The sequence below is a fragment of the Bacillus sp. T-10(2022) genome, from assembly GCF_056502895.1.
On sequence record NZ_CP113518.1, the window covers coordinates 4,832,501 to 4,851,794 of the forward strand.

Below are 19,294 nucleotides of genomic sequence, written 5' to 3' on the forward strand. Positions count from 1 at the left end.
TCCTGTTTGCTCCCCACGCTTTCGCGCCTCAGTGTCAGTTACAGACCAGAAAGTCGCCTTCGCCACTGGTGTTCCTCCAAATCTCTACGCATTTCACCGCTACACTTGGAATTCCACTTTCCTCTTCTGCACTCAAGTTCCCCAGTTTCCAATGACCCTCCACGGTTGAGCCGTGGGCTTTCACATCAGACTTAAGGAACCACCTGCGCGCGCTTTACGCCCAATAATTCCGGACAACGCTTGCCACCTACGTATTACCGCGGCTGCTGGCACGTAGTTAGCCGTGGCTTTCTGGTTAGGTACCGTCAAGGTACCAGCAGTTACTCTGGTACTTGTTCTTCCCTAACAACAGAACTTTACGACCCGAAGGCCTTCTTCGTTCACGCGGCGTTGCTCCGTCAGACTTTCGTCCATTGCGGAAGATTCCCTACTGCTGCCTCCCGTAGGAGTCTGGGCCGTGTCTCAGTCCCAGTGTGGCCGATCACCCTCTCAGGTCGGCTACGCATCGTCGCCTTGGTGAGCCATTACCTCACCAACTAGCTAATGCGCCGCGGGCCCATCTATAAGTGACAGCGTAAACCGTCTTTCCATCTTCTCTCATGCGAGAAAAGAACGTATCCGGTATTAGCTCCGGTTTCCCGAAGTTATCCCAGTCTTATAGGCAGGTTGCCCACGTGTTACTCACCCGTCCGCCGCTAATCTCAGGGAGCAAGCTCCCATCGATTCGCTCGACTTGCATGTATTAGGCACGCCGCCAGCGTTCGTCCTGAGCCAGGATCAAACTCTCCGAAGAAATGTTTGACTTGCTCATTTGCTTTTTTGATAGTGTGTGCTCACTTAAAATTTAACGTTGGCGCTTTGTTTTGTTCAGTTTTCAAAGAGCAATTTCGTTGCCGTTTACTTCGTAAGCGACTTTTACATCTTATCACGTTTTCAACATTGTTGTCAACATGTTTTTTAAGTTTTTTTGTTTTGATGAAGCTGCGAAAGCTGATGTCCCGCAGCGACATGTATTAATATAACACCTATATTACTATTGGTCAACAATAAAAATACATTTTTTTAAAAGTTTTTTGACACCCGATAAAACCGGTGATATACCTCGTGACCTTTTGTCTCCGCTTTGATGACGTCGATTACCTTCTTCTCTATCAAATATTCCAATAAAACACCTAGGTCGACTGAATAAAACTTAACTTCCGGATGCTCCATAAGCTCCGCAATCGTCCACGGATCTTCTTTCGTCCCCATTATTTCGACCAAATGCTGTGAACCTGCATTCGTCCTCGAATAAATAAGAAATTCGCTCGCAAGGAAAAGAAGCTCCAATCTTTTTTCGAGAGTTTCCTCACTGCTGATCAATTCTTTATACAACTTATAGATCTCTGGTTCCATATGCTTCACTTGGTTCCAGACCGTAACCTCCGGATAAAAGCCTTGTTCTATTATTTCCAAACGGGCCAAGTGATGCAGGGAATGAACGATATGGTTGTATGCCTCCAGATAATGGCCTTTTTCAAAGAAGCTTTTCCCATCCATGTACCTGCGAATTAACTTCGCAAACTCCATCCCCATCTTTAACTTCCTTCCATAGAAGGGGAACTCCCGGATTTCTGTTTTCAAACGATTCAAATATTCATTCCGGTCAAAAAGAACCTTCCCGTTATATATCCAGTCAACCACTTTGCGGTTCGTACCTAATAGAAGCCATTCTTTTAACTGGTCTTCCTTTACGATATGTAAGGCTGCCTTTTTATCTCGGTAAGTGTAATGTTTTAAAAACACGGCCTCTTCCGCTTCGTCTGCAATCACAAAAAGGATGTAGTCAAATGTATCGGTAATCGGGCTATTATCATCCCTTTTTTCTACTAACAAGATTCCAAGTGTAGATTTTAAACTTGCTCGCTCTTGATAAATCGGGCGAAGGATATCTTCCATCATAAATTCCTCCAAAACCTTTTTTTTTAGATTTTCGACAAAACTCTTCAAATTCCTGCTTATGTCCCTTACCCCAAACCATCTCAATTCAAAAGTAATATGTATCCTTTATTTCTTTTTTGTTCCATCCATTGTTTATGTTATAGTTAAAGTTATATTTTAGGAGGGACAATCCATGGCTAAATATTCTAGCAAAATCAATAAAATACGCACTTTTGCTTTGAGTTTGATTTTCATCGGCTTCATCGTAATGTACCTTGGGCTTTTCTTCAAAACGCATCCTGTTGTCATGACGATTTTCATGGGGCTGGGCCTTTTATTCATAATCGCAAGTACAGGGGTTTATTTTTGGATTGGAATGCTTTCCACAAAATCGATCCAGGTTGTCTGTCCTAACTGCAGCAAACCTACAAAAATACTAGGGCGTGTAGATATTTGCATGCATTGTGAAGAACCATTGACACTTGACAAAAAGTTGGAAGGCGAAGAATTCAACGAAAAATATAACCGGAAAAGCCTGCATGACTAAAGGAATTCGGCTAGCTGAATTCCAGAAGTCTTTAACAATTGTATCATTTCTTCATAACATGAAAAAAAGTTCCAACCAAGTGGAGGAACTTTTTTTAATGCGATTCTTTTTTCGCACATTCCGTACAGTCGCCGTAGATTTCCATCCGATGGTGACTAACATTGAAACCGGTGACTTGTGCTGCGAAATGCTCGACTTCATCCAATGCAGGATAATCGAAATCCACAATTTTCCCGCAAGTTTGGCAAATTACATGATAATGATTCGTCGTCACAAAATCAAACCTTGCTGAAGAATCACCATACGTAAGTTCTTTTACCAAACCTACCTCACGGAACACACGCAGGTTGTTATAAACCGTTGCCACACTCATATTCGGAAACTTGCCTTCCAGCGCTTTATATATATCATCAGCGGTAGGGTGGGACATGGAGCTTATCAAATACTCAAGTATCGCATGGCGTTGAGGAGTTATTCTTACACCGGTATCTTTTAAGGAATCCAACGCTTCTTTTAACTGAACTTCAGACACCGTCATCCACCTCTTTTTCTCATTAAGTATGCATTCTTAAATTATAATGTTTATAAATAGTGTACCTTTTATGCGTTGAATTTGTCAATAATTCAATGGCTTAACCATTCTTTTTTAGTTTATTCATAAACACATTGAATCTTTCCCATTTTTGCATTGAGTTTAGTATCCCCTGGATAAGTCGATTACGTTGGTGAAGTCTTTTCCAGCTTTCAGGTATTCACGCATATTTTTTTCGAATATGGCAAAGGTTCTTGGTAAATATTCTCCGCTTTTACTTGAAAGATGCGGAGTGACTGTAACATTCTCCATCCTCCAAAACGGATGCCCTTTTCCTAAAGGTTCCGGATCAAATACATCCAAGATGGCATGAGATAATTCCCCGGCATCCAGCGCTTCGATCAACATTTCATCATTAATCAGGTCGCCGCGGCCAATATTCACGAATACTGCAGTTTCTTTCATTGCTTCAAAGTGTTCTTTTTGCAGAAGGCCCTTCGTTTCATCCGTACTTGGCAGGACGGATACGATATAATCGGCTCCCGGTATGGCTTCCAATAAATTATCCAGGGCATAAAGGTGATCGATGGATTCCACTGGTTTCCCGCTCCGGTTCACTCCTATCGTCGTCATCCCAAAGGCTTTCCCAAGACGAGCCACTTCCCCTCCAATTGCACCCACACCAATAACGAGCATCGTCTTGCCATTCAATTCCCCTACTTCAATCTTTCTATCCCACAATTCTTCCTTTTCATTCTTCATAAGCAGTTTCAATTTCTTTTCATATTGCAAAAGCATCCCTATCGTATACTCTGCCATCGGGATTTTATGAATGCCTCTTGCGTTGGTCACCAGAATTCCCCGTTCCTCTATGGCTTTAAAAGGCATTAATTCCATCCCTGCACTCATGACCATGATCCATTTCAAGTTCGCAGCTTTTTCAATGATTTCTTCAGTTAAGTCTTCACCATATGTAATTAAGATTTCCGCTTCACGAAGCGGCCCATCCGTCCATCCTTTTTGATAAATGAAGCCCAAGTCAGGAAAAGCTTCTGTCATCTTCTTTTGGATGCCTTCATTCGGAATGACAGTTGAAAGTATTAACATGTTTATCTCTCCCTTTTAATTAACATAAAAAAAACACGGGCTCTATGTGTCCCGCGCAACTTTCTCTGAGGAGGTATTCCCTTAATAAAGCATATTCAGGTGTCCCCTTTTTGAGTTGGACAAAAGCCTTAGCCTTATTAAAAAAGGCTTTATTTTAAGGAATTTGGGTTTAATGCATCTAATTCAGGCAAAATGAAAACGCCATCCCTTCTGATCAGGACGTCGTCAAAGAAGATGTCACCACCCCCATATTCGGGCCGCTGAATCAAAACCATATCCCAATGAATCGATGATCGGTTTCCATTATCCGCTTCTTGATAGGCAAGTCCAAGAGCCAAGTGCAGACTCCCGCTTATTTTCTCATCGAACAGGATATCATCCATAGGTTCCAATATGTATGGATTGATTCCAATTGCAAACTCCCCGATAAATCGGGACCCTTCATCAATATTCAGAATTCGGTTCATTTCAGAGTCACGATCGGAAGTAGCTTTAATGATTTTTCCCTTTTCCAAGTTTAATTCTATGTCACTAAAGGTGAATCCTTCATAAGTTGTTGGTGTGTTGAAGGATATCCTTCCATTGAGACTATCTTTTATGGGTGCCGTAAACACTTCCCCATCCGGTAAATTCTTTTTTCCGGCACATATGACGGCCGGCATACCTTTGATGGAAAAGGTCAAATCCGTTCCTGGCGAGACGATCCTGACATTGTCAGTTCGTTCCATCAATTGTTTTAATGGTTTCAAGGCCGTCTCCATTTTCCCGTAATCCATGTTGCATACATTCAAAAGAAAATCTTCGTACCTGTCGAAGGTCATGCCGGCTTTTTGCGCTGATGCGTTGGTGGGATAATTAAGCAAGACCCAACGTCGGTTGTTTACATAGAAAAGAGTGGGGGAATTCATAGCCTCCCCTTGAAGACGGTGCCTCTCGATGGGAACATCGGTCATTTCCACATCGTTTTCCTCCCCGGTGATGATGATGACCGCATCGATATCCTTATATTTCTTCAAGGCCCATTGCGAAGAGGTGTCAAGTTGTTCCTTTACATTCCCTTGTAACAGGTGGCGGCTTATTTCATCGTCTTCGAGTTCTACATATGGGTAAGCACCCACTCTATAAATTTCATCAATCAGCTCTTTCAATAATGGTTTCGTGTTGATATGGCCCCGTATGAGGATTCTCTCTTTTGGCTGTAATTGTATCGAATGATGAATCAGCCTGGCTGCAAGCTTCGTTATTCGCTCATCCTTCATCTGCCTGTCCCTTATTTTTCGAGGTCACGAAGAGTTTCAAGAGCTTCTTCGACGTGGCCTTTGACTTTTACTTTACGCCATTCTTTGACTACCTTACCAGACTTATCAATCAGGAAAGTTGAACGTTCAATGCCCATATACTCCTTGCCGAAGTTCTTTTTCAATTGCCACACATCAAATGATTCAGCCGCTTCATGATTTTCATCAGCCAGCAGCAGAAAAGGCAATCCATGTTTTTCGATGAATTTTTCATGACGTGCAACTGGGTCTGGGCTGATTCCAATGATGACAGCGTTCATTTCCTCAAATTGCTCATTATGGTCCCGGAAATCACAGGCCTCCGTCGTGCAGCCTGGCGTCATGTCTTTTGGATAAAAATATAAAACAATATATTTCCCCTTAAAATCCGATAGGGACACCATTTCACCATTGTTTGCAGGGAGCTTGAAATCAGGTGCTTTTTCTCCAATTTTAACTGTCATATTGAACCCTCCATTTCTTTCATTATGGTAAGAGTACCCAATAATCGAAAGAAACACAACTTTCATTTATCCTTCCTATCTTTGTGCTCCAAATCAATCACCGTCCGGATCACGAACGCTGCCGGCAGTGTATAACCGATGAAAGCCTGAATCGTAGCTATCATCCTCCCCATGCCAATCGGGGCTATATCTCCATACCCTACAGAAAACATCGTCATCGCACTAAAATAAAAAGAAGTCTTCAACTGTTCATAGAAAGTGCCATCCAATCGATTGCCCATATCAAGAATCACCGAATGATTCTGAAGTTCGTATAATAAATAAATCAGTGCAAATCCAACTAATATCGTCGCATATAAATTGCCTAGCCACAGCATATCCTCCAGAGAAAACTTCTTTCCTCCCGACTCAACAAGAAATAACGTACGAATGCTCATCACCATGCAAAAAATAATTCCTGCAATCAAGATGTAGAAAGTCATCCCCCACGCCCCATTTCAAAACGCCACTTCCTCTATACATACTCCCTGTCCAAACAATATATTCTTTTTTAGGAACAGACCCTTATCACCTACACACCTAATAACCGCATACTTTTCCTGAATCTTTTTTTCATGTTGACCCTTTTGGTCGGATATGTTAAGATTGTCTAAATTTTTATAATAGTTTTTATTTTATAAATTTTTAGCCTGCAAACAGTTATCAAGGCAGGTTTTGTCAAATTTCATATGTGGAAATAGGTTCCTAATTTTAAATTAGGATTAAAAGGGAAGTCCGGTGTAATTCCGGCACGGTCCCGCCACTGTAATGGGAGTGTTAGCGCCATCCAATATGCCACTGATCAACAGATCGGGAAGGCCCGTCGCTAATGTTAATCCCTAAGTCAGGAGACCTGCCTATTTCGACAACACTGTTTTAACCTACGGGAGATAGGGAGGTGTTAGGGACCTTATAATTGTAAGGGGCATTTTGCATGCCTCTTTATTTTAAGCATTTCTAACCATCTCTTTTGACGGTTAGGAATGCTTTTTTTATTGCTCAATTAAATGAATATAGGAGGATGGGAATATTGAAAAGCAGTAGTTTGGGTTACCCTCGAATCGGGGAAAATCGTGAATGGAAACGTACATTGGAGTCTTACTGGTCCGGTAAAATCGATGAAGCAGAATTTACGGCACAGCTAAAAGCCATCCGTTTAGGCAACTTACAAAAACAGAAGAAGCGAGGCATTGATATCATCCCTGTCAACGACTTCACTTGCTATGATCAAATGCTCGATATGTCCGTCATGTTCGGTCTTGTTCCTGAACGTTATTCAGCCTATGAAAGCGGAAGCGTCCCCCTTTCCGTTTATTATTCAATGGCTCGCGGAAACAATGATGAAGTAGCTTCCGAAATGACGAAATGGTTCAATACGAACTATCACTATATTGTCCCTGAATTAAAGGTGCCACAGCTGACGTTAACAGAAAACAAACCACTTGCAGCATATCGGGAAGCCAAGGAAAACCTAGGGATTGAAACGAAGCCCGTATTGATCGGTCCTTATACTTTCATCTCCCTTTCCAAAGGCTTCAAAAAACAAGATATCCCTGGCATCATCCTGAGCCTGCTTCCCCTATACACGCAAATCCTGCGGGAGTTGGAGCAAGAAGGCGTGAAGTGGGTTCAAATGGACGAACCTTCACTTGTTTCATCGATTTCCAAAGAAGATATGCAAACTGTTACTTACCTCTATGAAAAACTGAATGAAGCAGCACCAAACCTGAACATCATGCTACAAACATACTTTGATGCCGTGGAACATTACCAAGAAGTCATCGAATTACAAGTCCAAGGAATCGGTCTTGATTTTGTACATGACAAAGGAAGGAATCTAAGCAACCTGGAAGCATTCGGCTTCCCGAAGGACAAAGTGCTTGCTGCAGGTGTGATTGACGGAAAAAACATTTGGCTTTCTGATTTATCGAAAAAAATCCAATTGATCGAGACTCTTAAGACAATTGTAGCCGAAGACCAAATCTGGCTTCAGCCCTCTTGTTCCCTGCTTCATGTCCCGGTGACAGTTCGTAATGAAACCGCCCTTTCAAAAGAAGCGAAAGAGGCACTCGCTTTCGCTGATGAGAAACTTGAGGAAATCACACTCTTGGTCAAAGGGAATAATCAAGGCTTTGAAGCAATTGCCGAAAAAGTCGATGCCAATAAATTCACGCTTCAAACTTTAGCAAGTTCAAATGCCCGGAATCACGGAACTGTACAAGCCAATGTCGAAAAGGTTAAAACCAGGACCGCCGCCCGTCAGCTTCCATTTAAGGAACGTTACCAAAAACAACAGGAATTTTTCAAATTGCCTTTTCTCCCTTCGACTACGATCGGCAGCTTTCCGCAAACATTTGAAGTTAAACAAGCACGCGGGAAATTCAAAAGAGGAGAATGGACCGCTTCGCAATATGAAATATTCGTTAACGAAGAAATTGGCAGATGGATTGAAATCCAAGAAGAAATCGGTTTGGATGTCCTTGTTCACGGGGAATTCGAACGGACGGATATGGTTGAATACTTCGGCCATAAGTTAGGCGGATTCGTCTTTTTAGAAAAGGGTTGGGTACAATCCTATGGATCCCGCTGTGTGAAACCACCAGTCATCTACGGCGACATCCATTTCATCGAACCGATGACAGTCAGGGAAAGTGTATATGCACAATCACTGACGAAGAAGACGGTAAAGGGAATGCTTACAGGTCCTGTTACGATTTTGAACTGGTCATTTGTCCGTGATGATATTTCCAGGGAGAATGTTTGCTATCAGCTGGCGCTCGCTTTGGAAAAAGAAGTCATTGCATTGGAATCCGCTGGAATCAAAATGATTCAGGTTGATGAACCTGCACTTAGAGAAGGTCTGCCATTGAAAAGAAGCGATCGCGACGAGTATTTGAACTGGGCTGTGAATTCGTTCTTGATATCCACATCAAGCGTGGAGGATACAACCCAAATTCATACGCATATGTGCTATTGCGACTTCAACAGTTTCATGGATGTCATCTCCTCCCTGGATGCCGATGTAATTTCCATCGAAACATCCCGTAGCCATGGGGAGCTTGCTTCCGCATTCGAGGAAAAAACGTATGAAAAAGGCATTGGTCTGGGTGTGTATGATATTCATAGCCCGCGTGTGCCGGCAGTGGAAGAAATGGTAGATATGATTGAACGTGGGATCAAGGTATTGGATAAAGACCAGTTTTGGATCAATCCCGACTGCGGACTGAAAACAAGGGGTATCCCGGAAACCGTCGCTTCCTTGAAAAACATGGTCGAAGCAGCAAAAATCGTCCGTGAAAACCTTTTAGCAAAAACAACAGGCAAATGATTGAAAAGAACGTTGCCCATCCAATACAGCAGTCCCGGACTTTTTTAACCGACCTTGTTTTTCCACCGGATACAAATCATCACAATACCATCTTTGGCGGTAAAGTAATGGCCTATGTTGATAAAATAGCCTGCATTTCAGCTATGCGCCATTGTCGAAAACCCGTTGTGACTGCTTCAAGCGACTCTTTTGATTTTTTGGCCCCCATCAAGACGGGGGATGCGATCAACCTTGAAGCTTATGTTACCTGTGCCCATCGCACATCAATGGAGGTATTCGTGAAAGTGGAGCGCGAGAACCTATTAACAGGCGAGAAACAGCTTACGGCCCGTGCTTTTTTAACGATGCTGGCCATTGATGAAGACGGTAAGCCGACAAACGTACCACAGGTCATTCCGGAAACCGAAGAGGAAAAGCAGCAATATGTTCAAGCACAAGCAAGATATATTGAAAGAAAGAATAAACGCAACTAAACAAAAACCCCTTCAACATGAATGCTGTTGAAGGGGTTTCTTTCAGTTCCCTGCCCCGCGGTACCTCTTCACTCCCTGATTCCATATGAATACGGATATCACGAAAAAGGCTACCCCAATTACAGGTGTGGCAAATGCATATGCATACCACTCTTCCTTTCTAAGGAAATAAGATGCCGGATAAACACCAACAAACGCGAATGGCAGCACCCATGTTAGGACAAAACGAATGACCTTATTATAAATATCAACAGGATAGCGCCCATAGTTCCCGATATTATACATCATTGGCATGATGGAGGTTTTCGCATCCGACCAGAAACCAATGCTTGCTATCGAAACGAATATGGCTGCATAAGCAAGGGCCCCGCCTATTGCAAAAATGATGAAAAGAATCGGGTCATACCACGCAAGCTGCAGATCCAATGAAATCCCCGAATAGACTATAATGATCAAACCGGTCACAACACCAAATAACGCTTCAAGCTCGATTCTTTCTAAAATGACTTGAAACAGGCTATGTATCGGTCTTGTTAATATCCGGTCCATTTCACCTTTGACGATATAACGGTCATTAAAATCCCAGATGTTGAAAAAGGCTGAAAAAAGGGCGAATGGGATAAGGAAAAATCCATAAATGAATATGATTTCTTCACGGCTCCATCCGCTTAAAAATTGCGTATGTCCAAAAACGACTAAGATAAATACTAGATTCACGACCTGATTCAGCAGGTCAGATAGGATTTCCATGAAGAAATCGGCTCGATATTGCAGTCTTGTTTTCATATATTGACTCACATATTGAAAAAACATCGATACATAAAACATCCCGTCAACCTCCTTGAATAATCAGCTGTTTTTTTGCGACTATCCATAAAAGCTGAATCGGTATTATGAGAATGATGCACCAAATTAACTGCTGTAAAAGCGCCATGCCAATTTCGCCTGAACTGTACCCATTCGTAAAAATCATGCTTGGTACATAGCTGATCCCTTGAAAGGGTAAATATTTCATCACTTCCTGCGCCCATATAGGATAGAAACTGATGGGCAGCAGCAGACCGGAAAATAAATCAATGATAACCCTTTTAGCGCGGATTAATCCGGCATTATTATATAAGAAAAAGGTGGTGATTCCCGTCAATAAGTTGATTTGTGTATTGATGATGAAGCTGAACAGCAAGGAAATGCCGAACATCCCCCACGTAGCCGGCTCGTGCGGCAATTCGATAGGAAAAATGAAAGCTACCAGCAGCATCCCCGGAATCGAGAAGAAGAAGAAACGGAATATCCCTTCCCCAAGCCCTTGCATCGTTTTCATGCCTAAATAGTTATAAGGCCTTATCATTTCAATGGCAACCTTGCCGTCTTTAATCTCAGTGGCGATTTCGCGGTCAATATTATTGAAATAAAAAGCGCGCGCCATCCATGCAACCGCGACATAGGTTGTCATCTGCATGCTTGAAAGTCCTTCGATGGAGCTTTTTTCTCCATATATCGCATTCCATAAGAAATAATAAGCACCGATATTAATGCTATAAATTAAAATGCCGGTATAATAATCCGTTCGATACGCAAGCATCATTAAAAAACGCATGCGGATCATGGCAAGATACTTCCCCATGGCCCTCCCCCTTCTTGATAGACACGTTGTTTCTTAATGATAAGAGAGTCAGACAGTGCCTTCTTCGTAAATATTGCGAACGATCTCTTCAATGGACGTTTCATGGATTTTGATGTCTTTTATTTTAAAATGAGATACGACAGCTGAAACAAGCTGTGAAATATGATCACTTTCTTCTTTCAACAAGGCAATGTAAGTTTGATTTTTCTCATCATAAACCCAGTTAGCGGTAAATGGGAGCGCTAATGATTGTAATTCCTTCAATGCGATCGGCTCGATGAATTGAAAATGGATCTGTTTTTCCTCAGCCCAGTTATCTTTCAAACTCTGCAATTCCCCATCATAGATGATTTGTCCTTCATCAAGCATGATTACACGCTCACATAATGCTTCAATATCTCCTAAATCATGTGTAGTCAAAAGGATTGTCGTATTATATTTCTCATTGATTTCTTTCAGGAACTCACGAATCTTCATTTTCACGAGCACATCAAGTCCAATTGTCGGCTCATCCAGGAACAGCAAAGGCGGATTGTGGATCAAGGCTGCCGCAAGCTCGCAGCGCATTCGCTGACCAAGCGAGAGTTTACGCACTGGTTTGTCCAGCAAAGGGCCGATATCAAGCGTCTTGATGACATGTTCCATATGATCGTCATATTGTTCATCCGTTACCTTATAGACCTTTTTTAACAGCCTAAACGATTCTTGAACTGCAATATCCCACCAAAGCTGTGAGCGCTGACCGAATACGACTCCGATTGTCTGAGTGAACTTTTCCCTTTCTTTATGCGGATTCATGCCATTGACCGTGATTTCACCTGCTGTCGGTTCCAAAATACCTGTCAGCATTTTGATCGTGGTCGATTTCCCTGCACCATTTTCCCCGATATAAGCTACCATCTCACCCTTTTTTACAGTAAAATTGATATCATTGACGGCAGGGACGACCTTATAATTTCTGGTAAGTAAATCCCGGAAGGCACCCTTTAGCCCTGAACGGCTTGATGCCGACTTAAATTCCTTCCGAAGCTGTTTCACTTGAATTGCATCACTCATCCTGTTACATCCTCCGTAATCTCTTGTCCTAATGAATTAGTTTATCCAAACCAACCTTTTTAGACAATAAAAATGCTTGGATGCCATATACCATTTTCAGGGAGGAAATGGCCGTTGTACCAGATACATATATAAAGGAGACGAGTATGCTATGAATATCAAAAAATTATTACTATCCCAAATTGAAAAGGTCGTTTTCGACCTTCGATATGACTTCCTTTATGAAGATGAGTACGGTGAATTATTATGCCAGGTCATCAAAAGGGATTCCAGCGGGTCGATCGAAAGCACACCCATCAGTTTCCACCTTCGCATTAATGAAGAGAAAGGAACCGGGCAGCTAATCTATTACCAAGCAAAGGGCGAAATGAACCGCCAATCCTTCGACATCGAAAACCCTGACACCATCTTGGCCATTCTTACTTTCATAACAGGAGTTATGAAATCCGACTCTATTTCGCAAACAAAATGAAGGCCCGGAACCCTGATGCTTATAGGGATTCAGCGCTTCCACCAGTGAATGAATCACATTTCCCGGCCTTCGACCCCAGATTTACGGACGGAAAAGTGCTATGATTAAGGGGAAATATGTTTATATATTTAGGAGGTTTTAAGATTGGATTTTAGTAATTCGGAGCTTTTACATAAAGAGGCATTGGAACATATCGTTGGCGGGGTTAACAGCCCATCCCGTTCTTACAAAGCTGTAGGCGGCGGTTCACCTGTTGCGATGGATCATGCCAAAGGTGCTTATTTCTGGGATGTTGATGGCAATAAATATATCGATTACTTAGCTGCATATGGCCCGATCATCACAGGTCATGCGCATCCACATATTACGGAGGCGATCGTTAAAGCAGCAGAAACGGGCGTTTTATACGGCACACCGACCAAACATGAAGTCAAATTTGCCAAAATGTTGAAAGAAGCCATACCATCCATGGATAAAGTCCGCTTCACCAATTCAGGAACCGAGTCCGTCATGTCCACCATCCGCGTTGCCCGCGCTTACACAGGACGCGATAAGATCATCAAGTTTGCAGGCTGTTACCATGGACACTCCGACCTTGTTCTCGTCGCTGCAGGCTCCGGCCCTTCCACTTTAGGTACACCGGACTCTGCCGGCGTTCCCAAAAGCATCGCACAAGAAGTCATCACGGTACCTTTCAATGATATTGAGCCATTTAAAGAAGCACTGGATAAATGGGGCAATGAAATTGCTGGCGTGCTGGTTGAACCGATCGTCGGCAACTTCGGAATCGTGGAACCAAGCCCCGGCTTTTTGGAAGAAGTCATTTCATTATCTCACGAAGCCGGATCACTAGTCATTTTCGACGAGGTCATCACAGCGTTCCGCTTCATGTACGGAGGGGCACAGGACTTTTTGGGAATTCAACCCGATTTGACCGCGCTTGGAAAAATCATCGGGGGCGGGCTTCCTATTGGTGCCTATGGCGGTAAAAAAGAGATTATGGATTCTGTCGCACCGCTGGGACCAGCCTATCAAGCGGGTACGATGGCAGGAAATCCGGCTTCCATGCTTTCCGGGATAGCTTGCTTAGAAGTACTTAAAGAAGAGGGGCTGTATGACGAGCTGGACCGGCTGGGGAAAATCCTTGAAGAAGGTATCCTGAAAGCAGCCCGCCAATATAATGTACCGATCACCATCAACCGCCTTAAAGGGGCATTGACGATCTATTTCACGACAGAAAAAATTGAAAACTATGAGCAGGCGGAAAATACGGATGGCGAAATGTTCGCTAAGTTCTTCAAGCTCATGCTCAACCAGGGAATCAATTTGGCACCGTCCAAATACGAAGCCTGGTTCTTGACGATTGCTCACACGGATGATGATATCGCTTATACTCTAAAAGCGGTTGAACATGCATTCAAAAACCTAATATAATAAATCGAATAAGCATAATTATGCATTTTTTATACACCCTCAGGATGTTCATCAATCTTGAGGGTTTCTTATTTCCCTGTAATAAATCTTTAATATTGGCATTTGAAGCCACTCCTTACAAAAATCCCACCAATTACAGCATCCATTCCATTGTATAAAAAATTGATTTCTGAATATTTAAATGATATGATATAGATACATTTATATACATTTATACACTTTCTTTCAATCTATCAAAACTTGGACTATTGTTCGGGTTTACTAATATTTCCCCCATTAAACACATGCTACAGGAGGTGAAAGGCAGAGAATAAGGGTAACCTTATTCAAGCCACATATATGACCCAACAATGGACACCTGCTACATTCAAAGAATTTCACAAGGAAGAACATGATGCCTGCGGTATCGTGTCCTGCATCGAAAAAAAGAAGATCCCTACTAACGAAAACATCTTTGCCTGTATCGACGCCCTGGTTAAAATGAACCATCGCTGCGGCTTCATCAATGGTGAGGGCGATGGCGCCGGCATCCATATCGATATTCCCCGGGCTCTTTGGAAAAAGAAGCTTGAAGCGGTAAATGTCGATCCAAGCATCGTCGATCAAGATTCCTTCATAGTCGGCCATTTATTTTTAAGCAAAAAAACAGAAGCTAACGACTTAAAAATCGAAGTCAAGGAGAAACTGCTCCAACATGGTCTCTCATTGATATTCGAAACGGATAAAGCCTACCGTTCCGAGGCATTGGGACCGATTGCCATTCAAGAAGACCCAGTGTTCTGGCAATTTGCCTGTTCCTCCACCATCAATAACAACCAGGAGCTTTCAAATGTTCTTTTTGAGCTGACTTCCGACATCGAAAAAAGTGATTTCATCCATGTTGCATCTTTAAGCCAGCATCATGCGGTATACAAAGTGATGGGTGCTGGAGATACACTCCCTGCCTATTATCTTGATCTTGCCGACCCTTTGGCTGCCTCCACCATGACACTGGGGCATAATCGTTTTTCAACTAATACTCTATCAAGCTTCTTCAGGGTCCAGCCTTTCAGTGTACTTGGTCATAATGGCGAAATCAATACCATCGCCAAATTGCGTGATGAAGCGAAAATGATCGGAGTTCCCATCGCTAAAGATGGAAGCGACTCACAGGATTTAAACAAAACGATCGAAACTTTCATCTGCCGTCATGGCTACTCTTTATTTGAAGCTGTCGATCTTATGTTCCCGCCAATCATTAATGAAATCAAGGAATATCCCGAGCACTTACAAGACTTATATACGTATTTAAGGGAAGCATGGGGTCATTTTGCACAAGGTCCGGCAGGCATCATCTCCCGTTTCGGCGATGAAGCCGTGTTCTCAGTCGACTCTTTAGGCTTGCGCCCACTATGGAATATTGAAACGGAATCATCTTATATGTTCACTTCCGAACCAGGAATCATCCCTTCCAGTGAATATACCGGAGATCCGAAACCGATGGGGCCAGGGGAAAAAATCGGTTTGAAATGGAACGGCGACCTTATTGAATTGTACACTTACAAGGATTACCAGGATAAAGTATTTGAACTCTTCAATGATCGTTTCGTCCTTTCCAATGACCGAGTCCGCTTACAGCCCCAAGTGTTTGAAAAGGTTGTCTCCATGACAAATACGCAAGCCATTCATAATGGTCAGTATAAAGCCTTTGGGTGGGAAAGGGAGCATGTCCAATTAGTGGAACAGATGGCCGAAAAAGGCGCCGAGCCCATTCGTTCACTTGGTCATGATGCGCCACTCGCAGCACTTAATCCCCAACGGACCAACATTGCTGATTTCATTAAGGAAAGTGTGGCCGTTGTAACCAACCCTGCGATCGACCGAGACCGGGAAACCGAGCACTTCTCAACAAGAACGATCATCGGAAAACGTCCTTCCCTTTTCGAAGCGAATAAGGCAGGAAAGGTTACGGAGCTGCTGACTCCCTTATTGATTGAAGGGTCAACGGGTTATGAGTGCTCATCTATCGTATCGCAGCCAAGCTATGATCAGTTCATTAAATATAACCAAGATCAAAAACTCGTGCACTTCATTTCAAGCACGTTCAAAGAGGATGAAAACATCACGGATGCCTTGACCAGGATTACGGATGAAAGTGTCAATGCAGTGGATGAAGGAAAAACGCTGCTCGTTCTGGATGATGCCCTTGCCCATCAAAACGGCAACCTTTGGCTTGATCCCCACCTTGTCACTTCAGCCGTCGATCAAGCGTTGGTCCGCACAGGCAAGCGCCGTGATTGTTCCATCCTTTTACGTTCAGCATCGCTAAGGTCACTGCATGATATCATCGTTTCTTATGGTCTTGGGGCCAACTTAATCAGCCCCTATTATATGTTCCTTTCCTTATCTTCGGATGACCTCAAGGGGGTTACCAATCTATATAACTCCTTGACGAAAGGTCTTGAGAAAGTCATCTCCACCATTGGCATTCATGAGCTGCGCGGCTATGGAAGACTTTTCTCAAGCATCGGTTTACATGAGGAAATCGCGAAATATTTAAATGTGGCTAACTTCTTCGGATCCAATGATCTGGACTATAATTTTGATAAAATCAAGGCAGATGCCATCCAGCGTGCAGAAGATTACGGCAATGAAAAAGAACGAATGGGCAAAACCTTCCATTTGTTCCCAAGGATTTGGAAGTCTATCGGGGAAGTTGCTTCAACCGGGGACTATGATGCTTATCGCGAAAAGATCACCGAACAGGAAGAATCCAATCCTACGACGATCCGCCACTTGACATCATTAAAAACTTCAGATGCTTCCATCCCTTCTGAAGAAGTCAGTCTTTCGGTCGGCGAACAGGAATTGCCGTTCGTCATAGCCTCCATGTCTTTTGGGTCACAAAATGAGATTGCTTTCCGGGCCTATGCAGAAGCTGCCGAGAGGTTAGGCATGATCAGCATGAATGGTGAAGGCGGGGAAATAAAGGATATGCTTGGCAAGTACCCGAAATCCCGCGGACAGCAAATCGCTTCCGGCCGATTCGGTGTCAATGCAGAACTATTGAACTCTTCAAATCTATTGGAAATTAAAATTGGGCAAGGGGCAAAACCTGGTGAAGGCGGTCACCTTCCAGGTTCCAAGGTCACAGCGAAAATCGCAGAAGCCCGAAATGCAACAATCGGTTCCGATTTGATCTCCCCTTCCAATAATCATGATATATACTCAATTGAAGATTTGGCCCAAATGATCCATGAGCTAAAAACGGCAAACGACAAGGCAAAAGTTGCCGTCAAAGTACCAGTCGTTCCAAACATTGGTACGATTGCTGTCGGCGTCGCAAAAGCGGGGGCCGATATCATAACGCTTTCCGGTTTTGATGGCGGAACGGGTGCTGCCAGGATCCATGCACTCGCACATGTCGGTCTGCCAGTAGAGATAGGTGTGAAAGCCGCCCATAATGCGCTGCTTGAGTCAGGTATCAGACAGAATGTCGAAATTTGGGCAGACGGTGGGTTAAAAAGCTCGATGGATGTATTGAAGGTAATGCTGCTTGGTGCAAACCGTGTAGGTTTTGGAACCCTTTCGATGATTGCCGTCGGCTGTACAACGTGCCGCGGATGTCATCTTGATACTTGCCATGTGGGCATCGCCACACAAATTGAATCGGAAGCACAGGCGAAAGAACACGGGTTGCGCCGTTTTGTTCCACGAAAATTTGATTTAGCCGTTCAGGGATTAACGAATATGTTCAGTGCATTTGCAAAAGAACTCAAATCTTTGACCGGATCACTTGGGGTGAAGAATCTTCAGGATATCGTCGGACGTTCTGATTTACTGCAGCAAGTTAAAGGTCAACAATCATTGGATTTAACCTATTTATTGAAAAACTTGGATATAACACCGTTCTCACATAAGGAAACTGCGGCGTATTTGAATGAAGGCTCCATGCAGGTAGCCGTTGGCGCTGAATATCTAGATTCGCATGTAGATGATCTGCAGCAATCCCGGAGCTATAGCTCAATCACTTCCGAGCAGCGTGTACTCGGCAGCAGGGTGTCCTGTCACCGCGTTAGGGGCAGATTGGACGGATCATACAAAAAACTTCCCCCCGTCCACCTATCCTACCAGGATGGTTCCATCCCGGGTAATGGACTCGGGGCATACAATACGGAGGGAATTTCAATCAGCGTGAATGGCGGTGCCCAGGATGGTATCGGCAAGACATCGATTGGCGGTAATATTGCCATCTTTAAATCTCCAGGAAAAGATGGAAAGTTCTACAATGGCTCTGTAGGCAAGGGATTTGGTTACGGTGCACAGCACGGTCTTCTCATTGCCCAAGGTGATGCCGATGCCAGGGCAGGAATCCGGCTTTCCGGAGCGGATATGATCATTGGAGGATTATTGAAACAACCGCTTCCTAAAAAGGAAACCGGCAATATTGCGGTAACTTCCAATATTAAGGGATTCGCTTTTGAATACATGACAAATGGAAGAGGTTTGGTTCTGGGAGATCCCGGTCCATGGATTTGCGCAGGGATGACAGGCGGTGTCGTTTATTTACGGCAACAGCCTGAATCTGGATTAACCAAAGAGGTCATTAAGAAGCGGGTTGCGAAAGGTGCAAAGATTTCCATTGAGCCCCTATCCGGAAGAGGCCTGCGGGATGTGGCCGAACTTCTGGGCAAATACACGGCCCTCTTGAAAGATCATGGCCAAACCGAAGAAGCGGCCTCTTTAGAGGCCCTGCTACAAAATCCTGAAGAGCACTTCCTTCAGGTCGTTCCAGTTAAAGAACAGGCGGATCCTGCTGTTTCCACGGAGTGATGCCGAAAATATATATTAATAAAGGCTGATGCTCTTTAATGCGAGCATCAGCCTTTTCCAGTCATATACCTCTGGAATGTCTTCAAACGATGGAAAAACAAACTTGAAAGCAATCAAGAAATTGCCTATCGTTTCTTTATATATTAAACTTGATTTTAACTATTGTAACTCTTAGGAAAATCCTGTATATTACTTTTTGTTTACATCTT

General features: G+C 43.4%; 15 protein-coding genes, 1 rRNA gene and 1 riboswitch (1 of these 17 only partly in view). Of the genes, 6 read left to right on the forward strand and 10 right to left on the reverse strand.

All coding sequences use genetic code 11. The features are described from left to right. Together OSJ91_RS23865 and OSJ91_RS23870 are read right to left on the reverse strand one after the other, a co-directional pair. Positions 1-793, reverse strand: a 16S ribosomal RNA gene (locus OSJ91_RS23865) (it extends 758 nt beyond the left edge of the window). A 269-nt stretch (positions 794-1,062) separates the two neighbouring features. After that, entirely contained in the window at positions 1,063-1,938 is an 876-nt protein-coding gene (locus tag OSJ91_RS23870; RefSeq protein ID WP_350302958.1) for a nucleotidyltransferase-like protein, read from the reverse strand. Positions 1,939-2,113: 175 nt separating this feature from the next. Between OSJ91_RS23870 and OSJ91_RS23875 the strand changes: the two genes are divergently transcribed. Further along, entirely contained in the window at positions 2,114-2,467 is a 354-nt protein-coding gene (locus tag OSJ91_RS23875; RefSeq protein WP_034305326.1) for a YgzB family protein, read from the forward strand. Positions 2,468-2,561: 94 nt separating this feature from the next. On the opposite strand, the gene perR is transcribed toward OSJ91_RS23875, so the two are convergent. The 5 genes from perR to OSJ91_RS23900 form a co-directional block, all read right to left on the reverse strand. Continuing rightward, positions 2,562-3,005 carry a peroxide-responsive transcriptional repressor PerR gene (gene perR, locus OSJ91_RS23880; RefSeq protein WP_413019659.1) on the reverse strand — a complete coding sequence of 148 codons (444 nt, stop codon included), beginning with the start codon at positions 3,003-3,005 and terminating at the stop codon, positions 2,562-2,564. Between the two features lie 156 nt (positions 3,006-3,161). Continuing rightward, entirely contained in the window at positions 3,162-4,106 is a 945-nt protein-coding gene (locus OSJ91_RS23885; protein ID WP_485890574.1) for a D-2-hydroxyacid dehydrogenase, read from the reverse strand. Positions 4,107-4,255: 149 nt separating this feature from the next. Then, a complete protein-coding gene (locus OSJ91_RS23890; RefSeq protein WP_485890575.1) occupies positions 4,256-5,365 on the reverse strand; it encodes an aminopeptidase in 1,110 nt (369 codons plus the stop codon). A gap of 11 nt (positions 5,366-5,376) precedes the next feature. After that, positions 5,377-5,847, reverse strand: a complete 471-nt coding sequence (gene bcp / locus OSJ91_RS23895; protein ID WP_485890576.1) for a thioredoxin-dependent thiol peroxidase — start codon at positions 5,845-5,847, stop codon at positions 5,377-5,379. A gap of 62 nt (positions 5,848-5,909) precedes the next feature. Continuing rightward, positions 5,910-6,329 (reverse strand): potassium channel family protein, encoded by a 420-nt coding sequence (locus tag OSJ91_RS23900; RefSeq protein WP_101225970.1) that lies wholly within the window; start codon positions 6,327-6,329, stop codon positions 5,910-5,912. A 239-nt stretch (positions 6,330-6,568) separates the two neighbouring features. Next, a riboswitch (cobalamin riboswitch) is annotated at positions 6,569-6,761 on the forward strand. Between the two features lie 146 nt (positions 6,762-6,907). Between OSJ91_RS23900 and metE the strand changes: the two genes are divergently transcribed. Both metE and OSJ91_RS23910 read left to right on the forward strand, forming a co-directional pair. After that, on the forward strand, positions 6,908-9,214 hold the full coding sequence (gene metE, locus OSJ91_RS23905) for a 5-methyltetrahydropteroyltriglutamate--homocysteine S-methyltransferase (RefSeq protein WP_350300250.1): 2,307 nt from the start codon (positions 6,908-6,910) through the stop codon (positions 9,212-9,214). Next, positions 9,211-9,687 carry an acyl-CoA thioesterase gene (locus tag OSJ91_RS23910; RefSeq protein ID WP_350300251.1) on the forward strand — a complete coding sequence of 159 codons (477 nt, stop codon included), beginning with the start codon at positions 9,211-9,213 and terminating at the stop codon, positions 9,685-9,687. Before metE ends, OSJ91_RS23910 begins: the two co-directional genes overlap by 4 nt. A gap of 42 nt (positions 9,688-9,729) precedes the next feature. On the opposite strand, the gene OSJ91_RS23915 is transcribed toward OSJ91_RS23910, so the two are convergent. The 3 genes from OSJ91_RS23915 to OSJ91_RS23925 are packed head-to-tail and all read right to left on the reverse strand — an operon-like array spanning position 9,730 to position 12,367. After that, entirely contained in the window at positions 9,730-10,515 is a 786-nt protein-coding gene (locus tag OSJ91_RS23915) for an ABC transporter permease (protein WP_350300252.1), read from the reverse strand. 4 nt (positions 10,516-10,519) lie between these two features. Beyond that, positions 10,520-11,311 carry an ABC transporter permease gene (locus tag OSJ91_RS23920; protein WP_072272421.1) on the reverse strand — a complete coding sequence of 264 codons (792 nt, stop codon included), beginning with the start codon at positions 11,309-11,311 and terminating at the stop codon, positions 10,520-10,522. A gap of 48 nt (positions 11,312-11,359) precedes the next feature. Next, positions 11,360-12,367, reverse strand: a complete 1,008-nt coding sequence (locus OSJ91_RS23925; RefSeq protein WP_413019663.1) for an ABC transporter ATP-binding protein — start codon at positions 12,365-12,367, stop codon at positions 11,360-11,362. Positions 12,368-12,518: 151 nt separating this feature from the next. Here OSJ91_RS23925 and OSJ91_RS23930 point away from each other — a divergent pair, with 151 nt between their 5' ends. From OSJ91_RS23930 to OSJ91_RS23940, 3 genes are all read left to right on the forward strand, one after another. Further along, positions 12,519-12,839 (forward strand): hypothetical protein, encoded by a 321-nt coding sequence (locus tag OSJ91_RS23930; RefSeq protein WP_485890577.1) that lies wholly within the window; start codon positions 12,519-12,521, stop codon positions 12,837-12,839. 144 nt (positions 12,840-12,983) lie between these two features. Continuing rightward, positions 12,984-14,273 (forward strand): glutamate-1-semialdehyde 2,1-aminomutase, encoded by a 1,290-nt coding sequence (locus OSJ91_RS23935; protein ID WP_350300256.1) that lies wholly within the window; start codon positions 12,984-12,986, stop codon positions 14,271-14,273. Between the two features lie 339 nt (positions 14,274-14,612). Then, positions 14,613-19,085 (forward strand): glutamate synthase-related protein, encoded by a 4,473-nt coding sequence (locus OSJ91_RS23940; RefSeq protein ID WP_485890578.1) that lies wholly within the window; start codon positions 14,613-14,615, stop codon positions 19,083-19,085. Positions 19,086-19,294 lie beyond the last annotated feature (209 nt).

Coding starts and splice junctions, on each gene's coding strand:
- OSJ91_RS23870 (WP_350302958.1), bottom strand. CDS start 1,938: ATGGAAGATATCCTTCGCCCGATTTATCAAGAGCGAGCAAGTTTAAAA.
- OSJ91_RS23875 (WP_034305326.1), top strand. CDS start 2,114: ATGGCTAAATATTCTAGCAAAATCAATAAAATACGCACTTTTGCTTTG.
- perR (WP_413019659.1), bottom strand. CDS start 3,005: ATGACGGTGTCTGAAGTTCAGTTAAAAGAAGCGTTGGATTCCTTAAAA.
- OSJ91_RS23885 (WP_485890574.1), bottom strand. CDS start 4,106: ATGTTAATACTTTCAACTGTCATTCCGAATGAAGGCATCCAAAAGAAG.
- OSJ91_RS23890 (WP_485890575.1), bottom strand. CDS start 5,365: ATGAAGGATGAGCGAATAACGAAGCTTGCAGCCAGGCTGATTCATCAT.
- bcp (WP_485890576.1), bottom strand. CDS start 5,847: ATGACAGTTAAAATTGGAGAAAAAGCACCTGATTTCAAGCTCCCTGCA.
- OSJ91_RS23900 (WP_101225970.1), bottom strand. CDS start 6,329: ATGACTTTCTACATCTTGATTGCAGGAATTATTTTTTGCATGGTGATG.
- metE (WP_350300250.1), top strand. CDS start 6,908: ATGGGAATATTGAAAAGCAGTAGTTTGGGTTACCCTCGAATCGGGGAA.
- OSJ91_RS23910 (WP_350300251.1), top strand. CDS start 9,211: ATGATTGAAAAGAACGTTGCCCATCCAATACAGCAGTCCCGGACTTTT.
- OSJ91_RS23915 (WP_350300252.1), bottom strand. CDS start 10,515: ATGTTTTATGTATCGATGTTTTTTCAATATGTGAGTCAATATATGAAA.
- OSJ91_RS23920 (WP_072272421.1), bottom strand. CDS start 11,311: ATGGGGAAGTATCTTGCCATGATCCGCATGCGTTTTTTAATGATGCTT.
- OSJ91_RS23925 (WP_413019663.1), bottom strand. CDS start 12,367: ATGAGTGATGCAATTCAAGTGAAACAGCTTCGGAAGGAATTTAAGTCG.
- OSJ91_RS23930 (WP_485890577.1), top strand. CDS start 12,519: ATGAATATCAAAAAATTATTACTATCCCAAATTGAAAAGGTCGTTTTC.
- OSJ91_RS23940 (WP_485890578.1), top strand. CDS start 14,613: ATGACCCAACAATGGACACCTGCTACATTCAAAGAATTTCACAAGGAA.